This is a genomic window from Pacificimonas sp. ICDLI1SI03 (assembly GCF_054740865.1).
On the sequence record NZ_JBSQAU010000001.1, the window covers coordinates 1,169,190 to 1,186,609 of the forward strand.

The 17,420-nt window shown below is 61.3% G+C and carries 15 protein-coding genes; 7 read left to right on the forward strand and 8 right to left on the reverse strand.

The window, feature by feature from the left end; genetic code table 11:
• The first annotated feature begins 31 nt into the window (after positions 1 to 31).
• Positions 32 to 1,048 carry a zinc transporter ZntB gene (locus ACSMXM_RS05830; protein ID WP_460314789.1) on the forward strand — a complete coding sequence of 339 codons (1,017 nt, stop codon included), beginning with the start codon at positions 32 to 34 and terminating at the stop codon, positions 1,046 to 1,048.
• 56 nt (positions 1,049 to 1,104) lie between these two features.
• Here ACSMXM_RS05830 and ndk read toward each other — a convergent pair whose 3' ends face one another.
• The 3 genes from ndk to ACSMXM_RS05845 form a co-directional block, all read right to left on the reverse strand.
• On the reverse strand, positions 1,105 to 1,527 hold the full coding sequence (gene ndk, locus ACSMXM_RS05835; RefSeq protein WP_460314791.1) for a nucleoside-diphosphate kinase: 423 nt from the start codon (positions 1,525 to 1,527) through the stop codon (positions 1,105 to 1,107).
• A 93-nt stretch (positions 1,528 to 1,620) separates the two neighbouring features.
• Complete coding sequence (locus tag ACSMXM_RS05840; protein WP_460314793.1) at positions 1,621 to 2,067, reverse strand: DNA polymerase III subunit chi; 447 nt, start codon at positions 2,065 to 2,067, stop codon at positions 1,621 to 1,623.
• Between the two features lie 8 nt (positions 2,068 to 2,075).
• Positions 2,076 to 3,569: a leucyl aminopeptidase gene (locus tag ACSMXM_RS05845; protein WP_460314794.1), complete on the reverse strand. Its 1,494-nt coding sequence runs from the start codon at positions 3,567 to 3,569 to the stop codon at positions 2,076 to 2,078.
• A 159-nt stretch (positions 3,570 to 3,728) separates the two neighbouring features.
• Between ACSMXM_RS05845 and ACSMXM_RS05850 the strand changes: the two genes are divergently transcribed.
• The 4 genes from ACSMXM_RS05850 to rsmA all read left to right on the forward strand — a co-directional run bounded on the left by ACSMXM_RS05850 (position 3,729) and on the right by rsmA (position 9,269).
• Positions 3,729 to 5,924, forward strand: a complete 2,196-nt coding sequence (locus ACSMXM_RS05850) for an LPS-assembly protein LptD (RefSeq protein WP_460314796.1) — start codon at positions 3,729 to 3,731, stop codon at positions 5,922 to 5,924.
• 124 nt (positions 5,925 to 6,048) lie between these two features.
• Positions 6,049 to 7,422: a peptidylprolyl isomerase gene (locus ACSMXM_RS05855; RefSeq protein WP_460314798.1), complete on the forward strand. Its 1,374-nt coding sequence runs from the start codon at positions 6,049 to 6,051 to the stop codon at positions 7,420 to 7,422.
• Positions 7,423 to 7,443: 21 nt separating this feature from the next.
• Positions 7,444 to 8,448, forward strand: coding sequence for a 4-hydroxythreonine-4-phosphate dehydrogenase PdxA (gene pdxA / locus ACSMXM_RS05860; RefSeq protein WP_460314799.1), 1,005 nt, complete (start codon positions 7,444 to 7,446; stop codon positions 8,446 to 8,448).
• Positions 8,439 to 9,269: a 16S rRNA (adenine(1518)-N(6)/adenine(1519)-N(6))-dimethyltransferase RsmA gene (gene rsmA / locus ACSMXM_RS05865; protein WP_460314801.1), complete on the forward strand. Its 831-nt coding sequence runs from the start codon at positions 8,439 to 8,441 to the stop codon at positions 9,267 to 9,269. The genes pdxA and rsmA overlap by 10 nt, the downstream gene beginning before the upstream one ends.
• A 48-nt stretch (positions 9,270 to 9,317) precedes the next feature.
• Here rsmA and ACSMXM_RS05870 read toward each other — a convergent pair whose 3' ends face one another.
• From ACSMXM_RS05870 to clpX, 5 genes are all read right to left on the reverse strand, one after another.
• A complete protein-coding gene (locus ACSMXM_RS05870) occupies positions 9,318 to 9,827 on the reverse strand; it encodes a tetratricopeptide repeat protein (RefSeq protein ID WP_460314803.1) in 510 nt (169 codons plus the stop codon).
• Positions 9,828 to 9,855: 28 nt separating this feature from the next.
• Positions 9,856 to 10,959: an RsmB/NOP family class I SAM-dependent RNA methyltransferase gene (locus tag ACSMXM_RS05875; RefSeq protein ID WP_460314805.1), complete on the reverse strand. Its 1,104-nt coding sequence runs from the start codon at positions 10,957 to 10,959 to the stop codon at positions 9,856 to 9,858.
• Positions 10,960 to 11,029: 70 nt separating this feature from the next.
• Positions 11,030 to 12,505 carry an IMP dehydrogenase gene (gene guaB, locus ACSMXM_RS05880; RefSeq protein ID WP_460314807.1) on the reverse strand — a complete coding sequence of 492 codons (1,476 nt, stop codon included), beginning with the start codon at positions 12,503 to 12,505 and terminating at the stop codon, positions 11,030 to 11,032.
• 64 nt (positions 12,506 to 12,569) lie between these two features.
• Entirely contained in the window at positions 12,570 to 13,589 is a 1,020-nt protein-coding gene (locus ACSMXM_RS05885; protein WP_460314808.1) for a M28 family peptidase, read from the reverse strand.
• Between the two features lie 42 nt (positions 13,590 to 13,631).
• Positions 13,632 to 14,933: an ATP-dependent Clp protease ATP-binding subunit ClpX gene (gene clpX, locus ACSMXM_RS05890; RefSeq protein ID WP_460314810.1), complete on the reverse strand. Its 1,302-nt coding sequence runs from the start codon at positions 14,931 to 14,933 to the stop codon at positions 13,632 to 13,634.
• A gap of 302 nt (positions 14,934 to 15,235) precedes the next feature.
• On the opposite strand from clpX, the gene ACSMXM_RS05895 reads away from it, so the two are divergent.
• Complete coding sequence (locus tag ACSMXM_RS05895) at positions 15,236 to 16,993, forward strand: SLC13 family permease (protein WP_460314812.1); 1,758 nt, start codon at positions 15,236 to 15,238, stop codon at positions 16,991 to 16,993.
• An 87-nt stretch (positions 16,994 to 17,080) separates the two neighbouring features.
• Complete coding sequence (locus ACSMXM_RS05900; protein ID WP_460314814.1) at positions 17,081 to 17,419, forward strand: PilZ domain-containing protein; 339 nt, start codon at positions 17,081 to 17,083, stop codon at positions 17,417 to 17,419.
• The last annotated feature ends 1 nt before the right edge of the window (position 17,420 follow it).

Sequence of the window (17,420 nt, forward strand, 5' to 3'; positions counted from 1 at the left end):
GCCACGCGGCAATCAGTATCATGGATAGGTGATGAGTGATTCTGTACCCGCTACGCTGCGCGCCGACGACGTTCCCGAAGAAGATGGCCTGCTGTTTGCCGTGCAGATGGACGGGGTTGGCGGTGGGAAGCTTTTGCACTGGGCCGACATTGCAAATTGGGACGCGACGCATGGTCCGCTGTGGATCCATGTCGACGCCGGCTCCCCGCGCGTGCACGAATGGCTGGAAAAGGAAAGCGGCCTTACCTCGATCACGATCGAGGCGCTGCTTGATCCATCCGCCCGGCCGCGGACCTTTCAGGGCAAATCAGGCTATGTGGTGATCCTGCGGGGGATCAATTTGAATGAGGGGGCGGAGCCCGAGGACATGGTTGCCATGCGCCTTTGGTGTGACGGCGACCGCGTTATCAGCCTGCGTCACGAATATTTGCGGACACCGCGCGTCGTGCTGGATGAACTGCTGGGGGAGGCGCTTGGACCCACCAGTGCGCCTGTGCTGTTCGAACATTTGATATCCAGGGTCATCGACTATGTCGGACTGGCAATCGATGAATATGAAGAACGCATGGAATCTATCGAAGGGCGGATCGACGATGGCGACATCGACGATTTGCGCGGAGAGGTTTCAGAGCTGCGTCAGGATCTGGTTTTCGTCCGGCGCTACATGGCGCCGCAGGTTAGCGCGATGCAACGCATGCTGGCCTATCCGCCAGGCTGGATGGCACAGAATGAGTGTCTGTTGATGCGCGAAAGCGCCGACCAGTTCGACCGCTATCTTGAGGATCTGGACCAGATACGAGAGCGCGCGCTGGTGGCAAAGGACGATCTGACCAATCGGCAGAACGAACGGATGAACCAGAACATGTATGTGCTGTCCATCGTGGCGGCGATTTTCCTGCCGCTGGGATTTCTGACCGGTCTGTTCGGGATCAATGTCGGCGGAATGCCAGGCGTCGCCGACAATGACGCCTTCTGGATCGTAACCGGCGCGATGGCTGCCATAATGCTGCTGGAATTATGGATATTCCGTAAGCTACGCTGGCTTTAAAACGTGACCCATTCCCCGGTGACGAGCCGGGGAATGGGGCCGCATCATCCTGTTATTCAGCCGACGATTTCGTCTTCGGTGAAGAACTGGTCGATTTCGAGCTTGGCATTTTCGGCACTGTCCGAACCATGCACGCTGTTCGCGTCGATCGACTCTGCGAACTCGGCGCGGATCGTGCCGGCCTCTGCATCGGCGGGGTTCGTGGCGCCCATGACTTCGCGGTTCTTGGCCACCGCGTTTTCGCCCTCAAGAACCTGAACGACGACAGGGCCGGAGGTCATGAAGCTGACGAGGTCGCCATAAAAAGGACGTTCCTTGTGAACTTCATAGAACTTCTCTGCCTGTGCCTGGGTCAGCTTGACACGGCGGCTTGCAACAACGCGCAGGCCGGCATCTTCCAGCTTCTTTGTTACGGCACCGGTCAGGTTGCGCCGCGTGGCGTCGGGCTTGATGATCGAAAAGGTACGTTCCTGCGCCATGGCGGGTCTCCGAAGGTTAAATATGATGGAATTTGACGCGCGGAATATGGTGCGCCGCACAAATTTGCAAGCATATCGGCGCCCCTGCCAACCCTAGGCGCGTTTTTGCCAGCCCCGCTCTTCCTGTGCCCAATATGTCGCCAAGACGTTATCGCGCGCCGACAGCGCCTTCCAATGCCTGCGCGCAGTCGCGACCGCTTCTTCGTCTCCGCCGTCGAACAGGTAGAGGACGCGCGAAAATTGCGCGTCCGAACCCGGCAGTCTTGCCCCCATTGCTATGGCGAGATCCGCACCATGGGCCGCGTCGAAGCTGTCGGCGATCAGTAGTGGCTGGTCCGCGTCATATTCGCCGCCCGCCCGACAGTGGGGCAGAAAGCTGCCGGGGTCGAAGGTCCACAAATGCTCGTCGACGGCCTCCGCCTGCGCGGGGTCGGGCGCGTTCACAAGAACGCGGTGCCCGGCCTCCAGCGCTTTCATCGCCAGCTTTGGCAGCACGGTCAGCGGCGCCGCCCGGGTGCAATGGTAAAAGCCGACGTCCATCAGTGGGATCAGCTTTCCAGAACGTCCCGGACATATTGATCGAGCAGGCGCACACCAAAGCCCGTGGCGCCCTTGTCGTGCAGGTTCATCGCCTTGCTGGCCCACACGGTGCCCGCCACATCCAGATGCGCCCATTTGACGCCATCCTGCACGAAGCGCTGCAGGAACTGAGCGGCAGTGATGGAGCCGGCATCCTTGCCGCCGACATTCTTCATGTCCGCGATCTGGCTGTCGATCTGCTTGTCGTACCGTTCGGCCAGCGGCATGCGCCACAATTTGTCGCCGCTTGTCGCCGATGCCTTTAGCAGATCGCCGGCCAGTCCATCGTCATTCGAATAGGCGGCGGCATGTTCATGGCCGAGCGCGATGATGACGGCGCCCGTCAGCGTGGCGAGGTCGACAACCACCTCCGGCTTGTAGGTTTCCTGCGCCCACCACAGGGCATCGCACAGTACGAGACGTCCTTCGGCGTCGGTGTTGATGACTTCGATCGTTTGACCGGACATGGAGGTTACGACATCGCCAGGCCGCTGCGCGCGACCGTCGGGCATGTTTTCAACAAGACCGCAAATGCCGATGACCCGCGCCTTTGCCTTGCGGCTGGCAAGAGCGACCATGGTACCGGCAACGGCGCCTGCCCCGCCCATGTCCCATTTCATGTCTTCCATGCCGGCGCCGGGCTTCAGACTGATGCCGCCGGAATCGAACGTCACGCCCTTGCCGACGAAGACATGGCTGGTCTTCTGGTCGCCCTCCGTGCCGTCCCATTCCATGACGAGCAATCGTGCGGGCTGTTCAGATCCCAATGAGACCCCCAGCAGGGCATTCATGCCCGCCTCCCGCATCTGGTCCTCGTCCAGCGCATCCACCTTCAGACCCGGAATATTAAGGGCCTTGATGCGTTCGACGAAGCTGATCGGGTAGACCACATTGGGCGGCTCGGACACGAGGTCCTTTGCAAAGGCGACGCCCTTTGCGACACCTTCCCACTCGACCCACATTTCGGCGGCGGCATCACCGGCGCCGACAATCTGCACGGTCTCCAGGCTGATCTGCTGCGTCTTGGCCTTTTTCGTGAAGTAATGATCGAAGGCATAGCCGCGCTGCGCCAGCCCAAGCGCCAGATGCGCCGCCGCCTCGTCGCGGTCCAGGCCGAGATCAGAGAGACCGCCCATGTCCACCACCACACGCGTTTCGCCAGAGCGCATCAACTGACCGGCCAGTGTTGCGCCGATCTTTTCCCACCGCGCCGCATCGCCGCTGCCAGCCTCGCCAGTTCCCAAAACGACGACTCGGCTCGCGTTCGTCCCTGCTCCATCCAGCAGCTCGAGCACGGTTCCCTCTCCGCCCGTGAAACGCCCGGCGCGCGCAGCCTTTCGCAGCGCGCCATTGGCAGCCTCGTCAACTGACTGGGCAGCCTGCGACAGCACAAGATCCTTGGCGGCAAAAATGGCAAGAGCCGCGCCTTCGCGCGGTGCATCGGAAACGAATTCGATCTGCATATGTAAATATTTGTCCTTCTGTGTACGTCGCATTCCTTACGCTGCCTGGCGCATGCCGCAACCGTCGTGCTTGCCGCACGACGGGGGCAGCCATATGAAGACGCGCCAGGCCTGCCGGAGTATCCCTACATTTCCGCGTTTCTAAAGATAAGTGCGCTTTTGCTTGCCAGCACTGCGGTGCCTGCGCTGGGGCAGGACGCGGTCGGCACGATCAAGCAATCCGTCGATACGGCGGCGGCAGGTGACGCCGAAGCAGAGCCGATCGATTTCGCCGCCGACCAACTAAGCTACGATCCCGAAACGCGCGTCGTCACAGCCGTTGGTGAAGTGGTGGTGGTTCGCGCTGGCTATCGGATGACGGCCAACCAGGTCACCTATGAACGCAACACCGGTCTGGTGAAGGCCAGCGGCGACGTCATCGTCATCGATCCCGGCGGCAATGAAATCTACGCCAATGAAGTAGAGCTTACCGACGCCTTGAAGGACGGCGCGATCGACGGCTTTCTGCTGGTGTTGCAAGACGGTGGCCGATTGGCTGCGGCGGACGGAACGCGCGTCGCCGGCATTTCGGAACTGAACCGGGCAATCTATTCCCCCTGCGACGTTGTCGACGCGCAGGGGTGCCCCAAAGAACCATTGTGGCAAATTCAGGCCAGCAGCGTCACCCACAACCCAGATACGCACAAAATCAAATATCACGATGCCCGTTTTGAATTTCTGGGTATTCCACTGCTCTGGCTGCCGACGCTCACCCATTCGGACAGCGGCGATGCGCGCGCCAGCGGCCTGCTGATACCTGATCTGAAGATTGACCGCTCGACCGGCGTATCCGTCACACAACCCTATTTTCTGGATCTGGCACCCAATCGCGACCTGACGCTGTCGCCGACCCTCTATACGGAAGTGAACCCCTCTCTCGGTCTCGAATATCGCCATCTGACGGCCGATGGCCCCATCAAGCTGGGCGGCCTCGTCACCGTTTCCGGCGTTGAGGAAACGCGCATCGGCGCGGCTGCGGCACGGCGGGAACAGGAGCTTCGATATTACCTGTTTGGCAACGGGCAATTGCAGCATGACGAGAAATGGAGTTCGACCTTCGGCCTGCGGGCAAGCAGCGACGACACATTCCTGCGTCGGTACGACGTAAGCCGCGACACGACGCTGCGGAATTTCTATCGGCTGCAGCGTCAGGAGCTGGACAGCCTGCTGAGCGTCGAGGGTTGGGTATTCCAGGGGCTTCGTGCCACCGACGATCAGGGGCTAATCCCGATTGCGCTGCCGGTCGTGGATTTCAACTGGGCGCCTGCCAGCACACTGGCCGGTGGCCGCCTTACCCTGGATGCCTCAAGCGCCGCCATCACCCGCGTCGACGGCATGGACACTTTTCGGCTCAGCGCCGGCGCAGACTGGAAGGCCAGTGGCTTCACCACCCTGGGTCAGCGCGTTACCGCGACGGCGCTGGTCCGCGCGGATGGATACAGGGTCGAGGACGCCGATCTGGCCGAGTTCGATATCTATCGGGGGGAAAGCGGCTGGCACGGGCGGATTATTCCTGCAGCGGCCGTGGACGTGGAATGGCCGTTTGCCGGCCCGGCGTTCGGCGGCACGCAGATTATCACCCCTCGTGTGCAGATCAGCGCGTCGCCGACGGGCCTGAATGACGACATCCCGAATGAAGACAGCCGCTCGGTAGATCTGGAATCGACAAACCTTTTCGACATCAGCCGCTTCCCTGGGCACGACCGGTGGGAGGGGGGCGCACGCGTGACTTATGGTGCGGAATGGCGCCTGAGACTGCCGCGCGTAGCGCTGGAGGCGGAACTAGGGCAAAGTTACCGCTTGGACGATCAGCCGTCCATTCTGCCCAGCGGAACCGGCCTGGACGACAATTTCTCAGACTATGTCGGGCGCAATACGTTGCGGATCGGCCGACGGTTCGACCTGACCCACCGTTACCGGGTGGACAAGGACGATTACGAAATTCGTCGCAACGAGGTCGACCTGACGCTGGGTGGTCGCCGCGATTATCTGAAGCTGGGCTATCTGAAGCTGAATCGCGACATTGGTATTGAGGATCTGGCAGATCGGGAGGAGGTCCGCGCCGGCGGACGGCTGCAGCTGGCCCGCTATTGGTCTGTTTTCGGATCGATGATCGTCGATTTGACGGACGAAGCCGAAGACCCGCTAAGTATTTCCGATGGTTTCGAACCTATCCGCCACCGGCTTGGCCTGACCTATGAGGATGAGTGTTTCGAGTTCAGCATCGCATGGAAACGCGATTATGTCTCCGACAGAGACTTCGAACGGGGGAGCAGTTTTACGTTTCGCGTATCCCTGAAGAATTTGGGTCGCTAAGCCCCGGTTCAGCCAGAGGGTGGCAGATTGCTGACATGAGGGCTCGCCCCATGCTATGGGCGCATCCTGCAAGAAATTATCAAAGTCCGCCGGCATGGCGTATATTCAGTCACGGAGTTCCTGAATGATCAAGAAGACGCTTCGCATGAGCGCTGGCGCGATTTTGGCCGTTGGCGCGGTCGGCATGACGCAAAGTCTCGCCCAGACCACGGCGCCGCAAATCTCCGCAGAAGACATTGAGAATGTGCCGATCCTGTCCAATTTGCGCGAAGTCGAGGATTTCACGGTTCTGGGCCGCGCGGTCGACCCAAATGTGCGGAAGGCCAGCGCCATCGTGAATGGCGACGTTGTCACCGACACCGACATCGACCAGCGCCTCAACCTTGTCCTCGCAGCAAATCCGACACCCGTCGAGGCAGACGAAAAAGACCGTCTGCGGATGCAGATCGCCCGAAACCTGATCGACGAGAAATTGCAGATCCAGGAAAGCGCGGAAAATGACGTCGTCATTTCAGAGCAGGAACTGGATCAGGCCTATTCCCGCGTAGCCGGAAACTTCAACCTGACGCCGGAACAGTTCCGCGAATATCTAGCGGAGCGCGAAACGAGCGAAATGGCGATCAAGCAACAGATCCATGCCGAATTGGCCTGGCAGCGCCTGTTGCGGCGCAAGGTCGAGCCCTTCGTTAACGTGGGCGACGACGAGGTCGAGAATATGATCGCCCGCATGGAAGCGGCCAAGGGTACTGACGAATATCGGATCGGTGAACTCGTTTTCTTCACCACGCCGGAAACCGCCGGGACCGCCATGGCGAACGCGACACGCATTGCGGAACAATTGCAGCAGGGAGCGTCATTCGCCGCCTACGCCCGGCAATATTCCGAAAGCTCCACCGCGACATTGGGGGGTGATTTGGGATGGGTGCAATCGGAACAGCTGAGCCCGGAACTGCAGCCCATCGTGTCACAACTTGGTCAGGGCCAGATTACCCGCCCGGTTCAGTTGCCGGGAAAAATCGTCATCCTTGCGATGATCGACAAACGGCAAATCCTGACCCCCGATGAGGATGATGAGATTCTCAGCCTGAAACAGATCAGCATCGACCTGCCAAGCGGCATCACGCAGGATGCGGCCCAGGCGCTTGTCGCACGCCTGCAGTCGGAGACCGAAAATATGGGCGGCTGCGGTGGTGCGGAAACGGTCGCTGCTTCGCTGGGCGGCGAAGTGATCAATAATGATCAGATACGTTTGGGTGATCTGCCACCGCAGCTGAAGCCGATCATGACGCAGCTGCAGATCGGGCAGTCCACCCCGCCTTTCGGTTCGCTGGAAGAGGGCCTGAAGGTCCTTACCATGTGCGGGCGGGAAGCTCCGGCGCAGGTGGCTGGGCCAAATTTCGACAATATGTTCGCACAGCTGGAGGAACAGCGCGTCAACATGATGGCACGCCGCTATCTGCGCGACCTCCGTCGCGACGCCATTATCGATTACCGCTGATGCGGCTTTGGGGGCCGACTCTTGATTGAACCCGTTGCAGTTGCACTTGGCGATCCAGCCGGAATCGGTGCGGAAATAACCGCCAAGGCCTATGCTGAACGTCAGGTCAGGGGCCTGCCGTGCTTCTTCGCCGTCGGAAGCCGTCGGGCGCTGGAAACGAGCTGGCATGGCCCGGTGGAAACCATCACGGCGCCATCGCAAGCGCGCGAGGTGTGTGACCACGCCCTGCCCCTGATCGAGGTCGAACACCGCGAGGAGATCATCCCTGGCGAGCCGACATTGGAGGGCGCCCGCTGCGCGCTGGACGCACTGGAATTCGCAACCGGACTGGTCCGCTCGGGCGCGGCCGGTGCATTGGTCACCGCGCCAATTTCAAAGGCTCAGCTGATCGCCATCGGTTTTACCCATCCGGGCCAGACCGAGTTTGTTGCAGAACGCTGCGGTGTCGCCAGCCAGAACGTCGCCATGATGCTGCTGGGACCGACGCTAAAGTGCGTGCCCGTAACCATGCACACCAGCATCGCCAGTGTGCCGGAGCTGCTGACGGTCGATCTGATCGTCGGACGCATCACCGCCACGGCGCGTGGCCTGATGAAGAATTTCGGCATCGAGCATCCGCGCATCGCGGTGGCCGGCCTCAACCCCCATGCGGGGGAGAGCGGCCTGATGGGCGTTGAAGAGGAAAATATCATCAGACCCGCGATGGAAATGCTCGCGCATAAGGATTTCACACTCGTGGGACCGCTTCCCGCCGATACGATGTTCCATCCAAGGGCACGCGCGAAATATGATGCGGCTGTCTGCATGTACCACGATCAGGCGCTGATCCCCGTAAAAACGCTGCACTTCGACGAAGGGGTCAATCTGACCCTCGGCCTTCCCATTGTGCGCACCAGCCCCGATCACGGCACGGCGTTCGACATTGCGGGCAAGAACCTTGCGCGTCCGGACGCGATGGTCGCGGCGTTACAGGTCGCCGCGGATTGTGCTGAGCGGCGGATGCGCGCGCGCGAAGAATGCCACTGAACCTGCCCCCATTGCGCGACGTCATCGCCGCGCATGGGCTGGCCGCGAAGAAATCCCTGGGTCAGAATTTCCTTCTCGATTCCAACCTGCTTGCAAAGATCGCACGCGTACCGGGCGACCTGGACGGAGCCGCCGTTTACGAGGTCGGGCCGGGACCCGGGGGCCTCACCCGAGCCCTGTTGGAGGCAGGCGCCGACGTGACTGCCGTCGAACGCGACGCACGCTGCTTGCCAGCGCTATCGGAGATTGCAGCCGCGGCGGAGGGGCGTCTGACTGTGATCGAGGGCGACGCGATGCAGGTCGACGAACCGCACTTGTTCCCTGGGCGCGCACATATCGTCGCCAATTTGCCGTACAATGTCGGAACTGCGCTGCTGGTGAACTGGCTGCAGGCCGATTGGCCACCCTGGTGGGCCAGCCTGACGCTGATGTTTCAGCGCGAGGTTGCAAATCGCATCGTCGCCGAGTCCGGCAACGCTGCATATGGGCGCTTATCTGTATTGGCCCAGTGGCGTAGCCGCGCGACAATCGCCATGAAGGTGCCCGCTCGCGCGTTCGTACCCGCACCAAAGGTAGAGAGCGCGGTCATCCACATCACACCGATCGACGCGCCGGCGGGTGTAGCGGTGGGCACATTGTCCCGGCTGACGGAGGCCGCGTTCGGACAGCGCCGCAAGATGTTGCGGACGAGCTTAAAAGGCCTGCCCGGCGCGATCGAGGCGATGGAGAAGGTCGGAATCGACGGCACACGACGCGCTGAAACGATCAGCGTCGCGGGCTTCGTCGACCTGGCGCGCGAACTGCAAAAATCGAATAATTGAAGCACACCAGAGGGCCACCCAACAGCGACGACCTCGTCTTTACCGTCGTCAGTTCGTGTCAGGCAAAGTCTCAGATTTGGAAACGCTTTCCGCACTTTCGACTGGCGGCGGCCCAGCACTGATTGCGCTCGCCAAGCGGGTAGCCTGCGTACATTCCCGCTCGCAAAGATCACGGATGCGCTCGAGATTCTTGCGCGCGCGCGCGGTGGCACCACGTTCCACCAGAGCCTCGCCCTGCTCTTCCAGAGCAGTTAGGTTCGATGGATCGATGGTCAGCCCTTCGCGATAGAATTTCACCGCACGACCCGGCAATCCCAGCGCGTCATGAGCACGAGCGAGACCAATATAGGCGCGGACATTTTTCGGATCGACGGCGAGGGCGGTTTCGAACTGGTCAATGGCCGCCTCGGCTTTTTGATCACCCAGCAATCCTTCGCCGGCAGTTGTGAACTTCATCGACTTTGCGGAAATGCGCGGCTCTGGCGTTTCACACAGGGCAACGGTCGAGACCCCTCCGACAGCGAGGGCGAGCGCACCGATAAAAACGGCCTTGTTCATGAACTTCTCCATCCTGCTGCGGATCCTATCATGCCATTTCAAAACGTGCGATGAAGAAACCGTCGGATCCGCCGATTTGCGGCATAAGCGTTACGCGCGAAACCTCCGAAAACCCCTCCGCAGGGAAACGGTCGGCCTGACGTGCGCCTTCTTCTGGTAACAAGGAACAGACCGCGTAGATAAGCGCACCGCCGGGCTTTACCAGAGACGCGCCCACCGAAATCAAATGGCGCTGCAGGCCGGTCAGACGTTCCAGCCGCTCCGGCGTCAGCCGCCACTTCGCCTCCGGATTACGCCGCCAGGTTCCAGTACCTGAACAGGGTGCGTCGATCAGCACGATGTCGGCGCGGGTTCCGTCGAATGCATCCCTTTCCTCGCCCGGGTTAAGCCGTACAGGGGTGATGATATTCGCGCCCGCGCGCTCGGCCCGCGCCGGCAATTCGCCCAGTCTGCGCCAATCCGTGTCGCTTGCCAGAATACTGCCCATGTTCTGCATTTCCGCAGCTAGTCCCAATGACTTGCCACCGGCGCCCGCACACAGGTCGATCACAGTCGCCCCGGCGCGCGCGGCGCAGGTCTGCACGATGTGCTGACTGCCACGATCCTGAATTTCGACCAGACCCTGCAGATATTCAGGACGACGAGCGATATCGTCAGGAGCGTTGGTCAGGGCGTTGGGTAGGTCGCGAACCGGGTCGCCAAGGTGCAGCAAATCGTCCCGCCGCGCCTTGAGGCTATTCACCCTGAGATCCAGCGGTGCGCGTTCAAGAAGCGCGGGATCGGCTCGGTCGCCCAGCCGTTTGAGGAGCCAGCCCGGCGCCAGCCCAGGCTCGGCACGCGGCTCGTCGGCGGACAGGGAAGCGGGGGCATGGCCTTCACCGCCAAAATGATCCTCAAGGTCGGACCTAGCACCCAGCACAGCCGCGCGACCGGAAATGGGCATTTCGCCCAATGAGCGAATGCAGTCATAGACCACGTCGCGCACCGCGCGGCGATCCTTCGATCCGGCATAGCGCCGCGTCTTGAAATAGCGAGCGATCAGCACGTCGGCCGCCGCGCCACCGCTTCGTGCCGATTCGATAACCTGATCCAGAATTTCTATGGCGGCCTGGGTGCGTGCAGCGGGCGTCATGCGGCCGCTCCTGCTATAAAAGCGCGCACGGAGACGCGATCGACAGGGGCACTAGCTGCCATGGAGCAGGTCAACGGGTGGGATAATTCGGCGCTTCGCGGGTGATGGCGACATCGTGCACATGGCTTTCGCGCAGGCCCGCCCCGGTGATCTTCACGAAGTTCGCCCGCTCCTGAAAATCCTGGATAGTGGCAGAGCCCGTATAGCCCATGGCCGCCTTCACGCCGCCAGCCAGCTGGTGCAGAATATCCTTGGCCGCGCCCTTATAGGGAACCTGCCCCTCGATCCCTTCGGGGACGAGCTTCATATGGTCCTTGATGTCTTGCTGGAAATATCGATCCGCAGAGCCCAGAGCCATGGCGCCGACACTGCCCATACCACGATAGCTTTTGTAGCTGCGTCCCTGGTAGAGAAAGGTCTCTCCGGGCGCTTCTTCAGTTCCCGCCAGCAGCGAACCCACCATTGCCGCCGCGGCGCCGCCCGCGATTGCCTTTGCCACATCGCCGGAGGTGCGGATGCCGCCGTCGGCGATGACCGGAACGCCGTGCTTCGCGGCAGCTTCGGCCGCGTCGATGATTGCGGTAAACTGCGGCACGCCGACACCCGCAACGATGCGAGTCGTGCAGATAGAGCCCGGACCGATGCCGACCTTGATGCAGTCGGCGCCCGCATCGATCAGCGCCTCGGCAGCCGCTCCTGTCGCGACATTACCTGCGATGATCTGCACATTGTTGCTGAGCCGCTTGATACGCGAAACAGCCTCGGCAACGCGAACGGAATGACCATGGGCGGTATCGACGACGATGACGTCGCATTCGGCATCGATCAGCGCCTCCGTCCGCTCGAAGCCTGCATCGCCGACCGTCGTGGCGGCAGCGACGCGAAGACGTCCCGCCGAATCCTTGGTGGCGGAGGGGAACGTAACCGCCTTCTCTATGTCCTTGACGGTAATCAGACCGACAAGGCGGAAGTCGTCGTCCACAACCAGCAGCTTCTCAATGCGGCGCTGGTGCAGCAGCCTGCGCGCTTCGTCATGGCTGACACCCAGCGGAACAGTGGCAAGGTTCTCCTTCGTCATCAGTTCGCTGATCGCCTGATCATGATTCTCGGCGAAGCGGACGTCACGATTGGTCAATATGCCGATCAGGCGACCGGGCAGCCCCCCGCGGGCTGGCTCCGTTATGGGGATCCCGCCGATCTTGTAGCGCGCCATGGTTTCCAGCGCCTCGCCCAGCGTCTGGTGCGGCTGCATGGTAACTGGATTGACGACCATGCCGCTCTCGAAGCGCTTCACAGCCCGCACAGCCGCCGCCTGCTCATCGATGGAGAGGTTGCGGTGCAACACGCCAAGGCCGCCCATCTGTGCCATGACGATGGCCATGTCCGCCTCAGTCACCGTATCCATTGCGGCAGAAAGAATCGGCATGTTGAGCGCGATATCGCGGGTCAGCTGCGTCGTCAGGTTGACCTCCGATGGCATGACCGATGATTCCATCGGCACAAGCAGTACGTCATCGAAGGTTAGGCCATCGCGAATCTTGACCAAGGGGGGCGCTCCTGCGGCAGGGAATCGGGGAGCGCCGCCTTATACGCCGGGATCGGTAGCCCCGCTAGGGCCGCTGATAGGGCGATGTCGGCTGCCACTTGGGCGCCTGATCCGCATTCGCGATCAATCGACCGAAGCGGTAGAGCAGACCGGCATCCGCCTGTGCGCCGGACCAGTCTATACCCGGCCCGGCCTCGTCGGACGCGCTGTGATAGCGTGCCGTCATGTAGGGCGTCGCTGCCAGGCCGCCATTCGCAGGCGCGAACAGACCCGTCAGCATGACGGCGGGCACTCCCGCCTCCGCAAAGGCGAAATGATCGGACCGGTCGTAAAAATCGTCTGCCTCCTGCGATCGAACGAGCCGCCTGCCCTCTGCTACAGCGGCAGCCTCTGCCATGGACCCCAGATCGGTCAGTCCCGCACCCAACAGCACGACGTTCCGTGTATACCCCCTCGCTGCAACGGTATCGAGGCCCAGGACGGCCCGAATGGATGACAAGGGGACCGGTGGATCCGTCGTAAAGGCATAGGCGCCCCATAGGCCGCCCTCTTCCGCTGCGCTGGCAAGGAAAATAATGGAGCGCTCGGCCGGCTGTTCGGCATATCGCCGCGCAAGCTCGATCAGAACGGCGACGCCGCTGGCATTGTCGACGGCGCTGTTGCAAATATTGTCGCTCTCGTCGGCGCGTTGGCACAGATCGTTGCCCATACCTTGCCCATCATGATGGGCTATATAGAGCACATATTCATCAGGGTGTAATACTCCGGGCACCATCGCCAGCACGTTGCGCGATGTGCCCCCGCCCTCCAGCTCTACTTTCTGGTCGGAGATGCCGCCGGGCAGCGGAACCGCCCCGGCCTCGGCGAACTGCCCTGCGATGTACCGTGTGGCGATCCGGTCGCCAACTGATCCCGCGAGGCGCCCCTCAAGACGGTCATCGGCCAGAAAATCGACATGCGCCGACAGCGCGGCACGCGAAACGCTGTAGGGCGCCGGGGCCACCCCTCCATCCGCTACGCACGCCGCCAGCGTCAGAAGACCGAACCCGATCACCGCCGCCGCGCGGGCCGGCATTTTCCTCATGTGGGAACCCATCGACCGAAAGCGCGAACGGCGGCGATTGCGCTACGCCGCGTCGTCCGCGACCTTCTTTTCCTTCTTGGCAAAAACGCGCACGGGATCCTTTGTGCCGGCAACGACGTCCTTGTCGATCCGTACCTCGTCGACGCCATCCATGGACGGCAGTTCGAACATGGTGTCGAGCAGGATGCCCTCCATGATCGACCGCAATCCTCGGGCGCCGGTCCGACGGGCAATCGCCTTTTTCGCAACCGCCGACAGAGCATCGGGCGTGAAGGAAAGCGTCACCTCCTCGATCTCGAACAGCTTCTGATACTGCTTGACCAAGGCATTTTTCGGTTCGGTTAGGATGGTTATCAGCGCATCTTCGTCCAGATCCTCAAGCGTGGCGAGAATTGGCAGACGACCGACGAACTCGGGGATCAGACCATGCTTCAGCAGATCTTCCGGCTCGATCTGGCGCAGCACCTCGCCCGTCCGGCGTTCATCAGGGGCGGCAACATGCGCGCCGAACCCTATGGATTTGCCCTGCAGACGGTCGGCAATGATCCGCTCCAGCCCGGCAAAGGCACCGCCGCATATGAACAGGATGTTCGTCGTATCCACCTGCAGGAATTCCTGCTGCGGATGCTTGCGACCGCCCTGCGGCGGAACGGAGGCCGTGGTGCCCTCCATGATCTTCAGCAGCGCCTGCTGAACGCCCTCGCCCGATACATCGCGCGTAATCGACGGATTGTCGGCCTTGCGGCTGACCTTGTCGATTTCGTCGATATAAACGATCCCGCGCTGCGCACGCTCGACATTGTAATCTGACGCCTGCAGCAGCTTCAGGATGATGTTCTCGACATCCTCACCGACATAGCCGGCCTCTGTCAGGGTGGTGGCGTCCGCCATCGTGAACGGCACGTCGAATGTCTTGGCCAGCGTCTGCGCCAGCAGCGTCTTGCCGCAGCCGGTGGGGCCGATCAGCAGGATGTTCGACTTGGCGAGCTCGATATCAGCGCCCTTGGCGCCATGCGCGAGCCGCTTGTAGTGATTGTGCACCGCGACGGAAAGGACACGCTTCGCGAAGTCCTGGCCAATAACATAATCATCCAACACATCGCAGATTTCGCGCGGTGTCGGAACACCGGACGAACTCTTGTCGCCCACACCCGTCTTCGTCTCCTCCCGGATGATATCGTTGCACAGCTCAACGCATTCATCGCAGATAAAAACGGTCGGGCCCGCAATCAGCTTGCGAACCTCGTGCTGCGACTTGCCGCAGAAGGAACAGTAGAGCGTATTCTTGGAATCGCCACCCGATCCGTCCCCGGCACCTGCATTCCCGCCCGTAAGCTTCGTCATGAAAATCCTTTCCGGGAGCGCGAAAACCGGCGCCCCTGCCCGCTGAAAGCGGTCGCCATCATAAACCTGTTTCTCATCCGAGCACGCTTGTCCACCCCAAACGGATACCAGTTTGACGCTTTTATCGCATTCAGGTCAACATTAGGTGAACCTCGCAGTCTCGCTGCGGATTATCTGGGGTCGACGCGCACTCATTCAAGCACAAAAGGTGTGGGGCAATATGTCCCGTCCTTCTATAGACGGGCACTAATGACCTGGGGACCGATCATCACCGAAAACTTTCTGCTGCGCGGATCAGTTCCATGTTCGACGGCCTGAACGAGATGATCTCGGCGTTGGACCCGGCGTGGGTAAGCGCCGGCGTCCTGCTGATTGCACTTGTTCTTTTCGTCACCGATCGGCTGCGCCACGATCTGGTGGCGCTAACCGCCCTGATCATGTGCGTTGGCGTCGGCATCGTGACCCCGCGGGATGCCCTGGCGGGCTTCGCCGATCCGGCCGTGATCACGGTGGCGGCCGTTCTCGTCATCGGCCGCGCGATTGAGCTGAGCGGCATTGCAAGCGCCGTAACGGGGCATCTTACGCGAAGCAGCGCACCATTCGAACTGCAATTGATGATCGTGATGATCATCGGCGCGGTGCTGTCCGCCTTCATGAACAATATCGCCGCCCTGGTAATCGCAATGCCCGTCGCGTCAAAACTGGCGATAGAGGCAAAGCGGTCACCGACGGCGGCGCTGATGCCGCTTGCGTTTGCCACCATTCTGGGCGGCATGACGACTCTGATCGGCACGCCACCCAACCTGATCCTCTCGTCGATCCGCCGCGATCATGTCGGCACCGGATTTGGATTCTTCGACATGAGCGGTGTCGGCGTGGCCGTCACAATTGTCGGCCTTCTCTATATGGCAGCCATCGGGTTCCGCCTTTTACCCACCCGGCGGGCTGTCGTACGCGGCGTCGATAACCCCTGGCGCGTCTATGAACTGATCGTGCCGGAACAGGCGGCTGGAACGGCAGGTCTGCGCGAAAGTCTGCGCCAGGCAGGAGCGCGCCTGTTAAAGGTCTATGAACCCGGAGAGCGGCGCTGGCGATCTGGGCAGGGCGCCAGCCTGGGCCGACGCATCATCGTGCTATCGCGCAAGAACCCATGGAATCTGGCAGAAGAAACTGGCTACACGGCGGTGCACCGGCGCGATGAGAGCCCGGATGCCGTCACTGTTCGTACCGCCGTTGCCCATGGCAGCTTTCTGATCGGTCGGGCCTATGATGCCGTGGCTGGCCGGACGGAGGGCCGCCTTTCCATCGTAGCGGCCGGCCCCCGTGCCGCACGCGCAAAGCGGCCGTTGAGGACGATGGAAATTCAGGCTGGCGACCAGCTGTTCATTCATGGGTCGGCGTCGGTGATCGCCGAATTCATTCCCAATGCGCGATTGCTGGAAATCGGTCGCCACGACCTGCAGGATGTGGATTATCGACGCGCCGCAATGATCATTGGGATCTTTGCGACCGCCATCGCCGCCACTGCTTTTTTTGGCGCGTCGCCAGCTATCGCCTTCGTTGCCGCCGCGGCGCTGATCCCCGCTCTTCGCTTGCTACCGGCGGATGAGATCTATCGTAGCATCGACTGGCCGGTTATCGTTCTATTGGCAGCGATGATCCCCGTGGGGCAAAGTTTTGAAACGACTGGGGCGGCGTCAGACGTTTCGCAATGGCTATCGGCTACACTGTCCGATGCACCGGCGTGGGCCGCGCTATTCGCCTTGGGTGCGATTACGCTTCTGCTATCGGCCATCCTCAATAACGTCGCGACCGCGATCATCATGGGCCCGGTCGCATATCAGATCGCGGAATTGAGAGGGTTCGACAGCGATGCGGCCCTTTTGGTCGTTCTGGTCGGCGCTTCGGCGGCCTTCCTCACCCCGATCGGGCATCAGAACAATCTGCTCGTAATGCGTCCTGGAGGTTATTTGTTCAGCGACTTTGCACGAATGGGAGCGCCGCTCTCTCTTCTGATTCTGATCGTGGCCACGGCGTACCTGACGGCGTTCTCGCTCTGAGCCGGTCGATAGCGTGCTGAATTGAAAGGACTGATTAATCCTCACGCGCTATTTATTTCCCTATAAAACTGGAGCCAATGCCCGGCCATGACGGCACTGACAGAAATAAAGAAGCGCGACGAACGCGCGCGCATCCTCCGCGCCGGTATCGTCCGCGTCGACGACCTGGAGCGCAAAGTATTGATTCGCGACATTTCGGAATCGGGCGCCCACATTCAGTGCGACGTGGAATTGCAGATCGGCGAAGAAATATTGCTCAGCTTCAGCGACTCCCCGCCATTGCCGGCGACCGTACGCTGGGAGAAGGGCGATCGGTTCGGGGTTGAGTTCGAGCGGCGCATCGAGCTGGATTCCAGTGGCAAGCCCACCGCTGCGGCGCTGAACGCCGCCCGTAGCCAGCGATCCTTCGTAAGCTGGAAAAAATAGC

Bases quoted from the DNA above. Each gene is read 5' to 3' on its own strand.
- ACSMXM_RS05900 (WP_460314814.1), top strand. From the start codon at position 17,081: ATGACGGCACTGACAGAAATAAAGAAGCGCGACGAACGCGCGCGCATC.
- ACSMXM_RS05885 (WP_460314808.1), bottom strand. From the start codon at position 13,589: ATGAGGAAAATGCCGGCCCGCGCGGCGGCGGTGATCGGGTTCGGTCTT.
- ACSMXM_RS05830 (WP_460314789.1), top strand. From the start codon at position 32: ATGAGTGATTCTGTACCCGCTACGCTGCGCGCCGACGACGTTCCCGAA.
- ACSMXM_RS05870 (WP_460314803.1), bottom strand. From the start codon at position 9,827: ATGAACAAGGCCGTTTTTATCGGTGCGCTCGCCCTCGCTGTCGGAGGG.
- ACSMXM_RS05855 (WP_460314798.1), top strand. From the start codon at position 6,049: ATGATCAAGAAGACGCTTCGCATGAGCGCTGGCGCGATTTTGGCCGTT.
- ACSMXM_RS05845 (WP_460314794.1), bottom strand. From the start codon at position 3,569: ATGCAGATCGAATTCGTTTCCGATGCACCGCGCGAAGGCGCGGCTCTT.
- ACSMXM_RS05840 (WP_460314793.1), bottom strand. From the start codon at position 2,067: ATGGACGTCGGCTTTTACCATTGCACCCGGGCGGCGCCGCTGACCGTG.
- ndk (WP_460314791.1), bottom strand. From the start codon at position 1,527: ATGGCGCAGGAACGTACCTTTTCGATCATCAAGCCCGACGCCACGCGG.
- rsmA (WP_460314801.1), top strand. From the start codon at position 8,439: ATGCCACTGAACCTGCCCCCATTGCGCGACGTCATCGCCGCGCATGGG.
- clpX (WP_460314810.1), bottom strand. From the start codon at position 14,933: ATGACGAAGCTTACGGGCGGGAATGCAGGTGCCGGGGACGGATCGGGT.
- ACSMXM_RS05895 (WP_460314812.1), top strand. From the start codon at position 15,236: ATGTTCGACGGCCTGAACGAGATGATCTCGGCGTTGGACCCGGCGTGG.
- ACSMXM_RS05875 (WP_460314805.1), bottom strand. From the start codon at position 10,959: ATGACGCCCGCTGCACGCACCCAGGCCGCCATAGAAATTCTGGATCAG.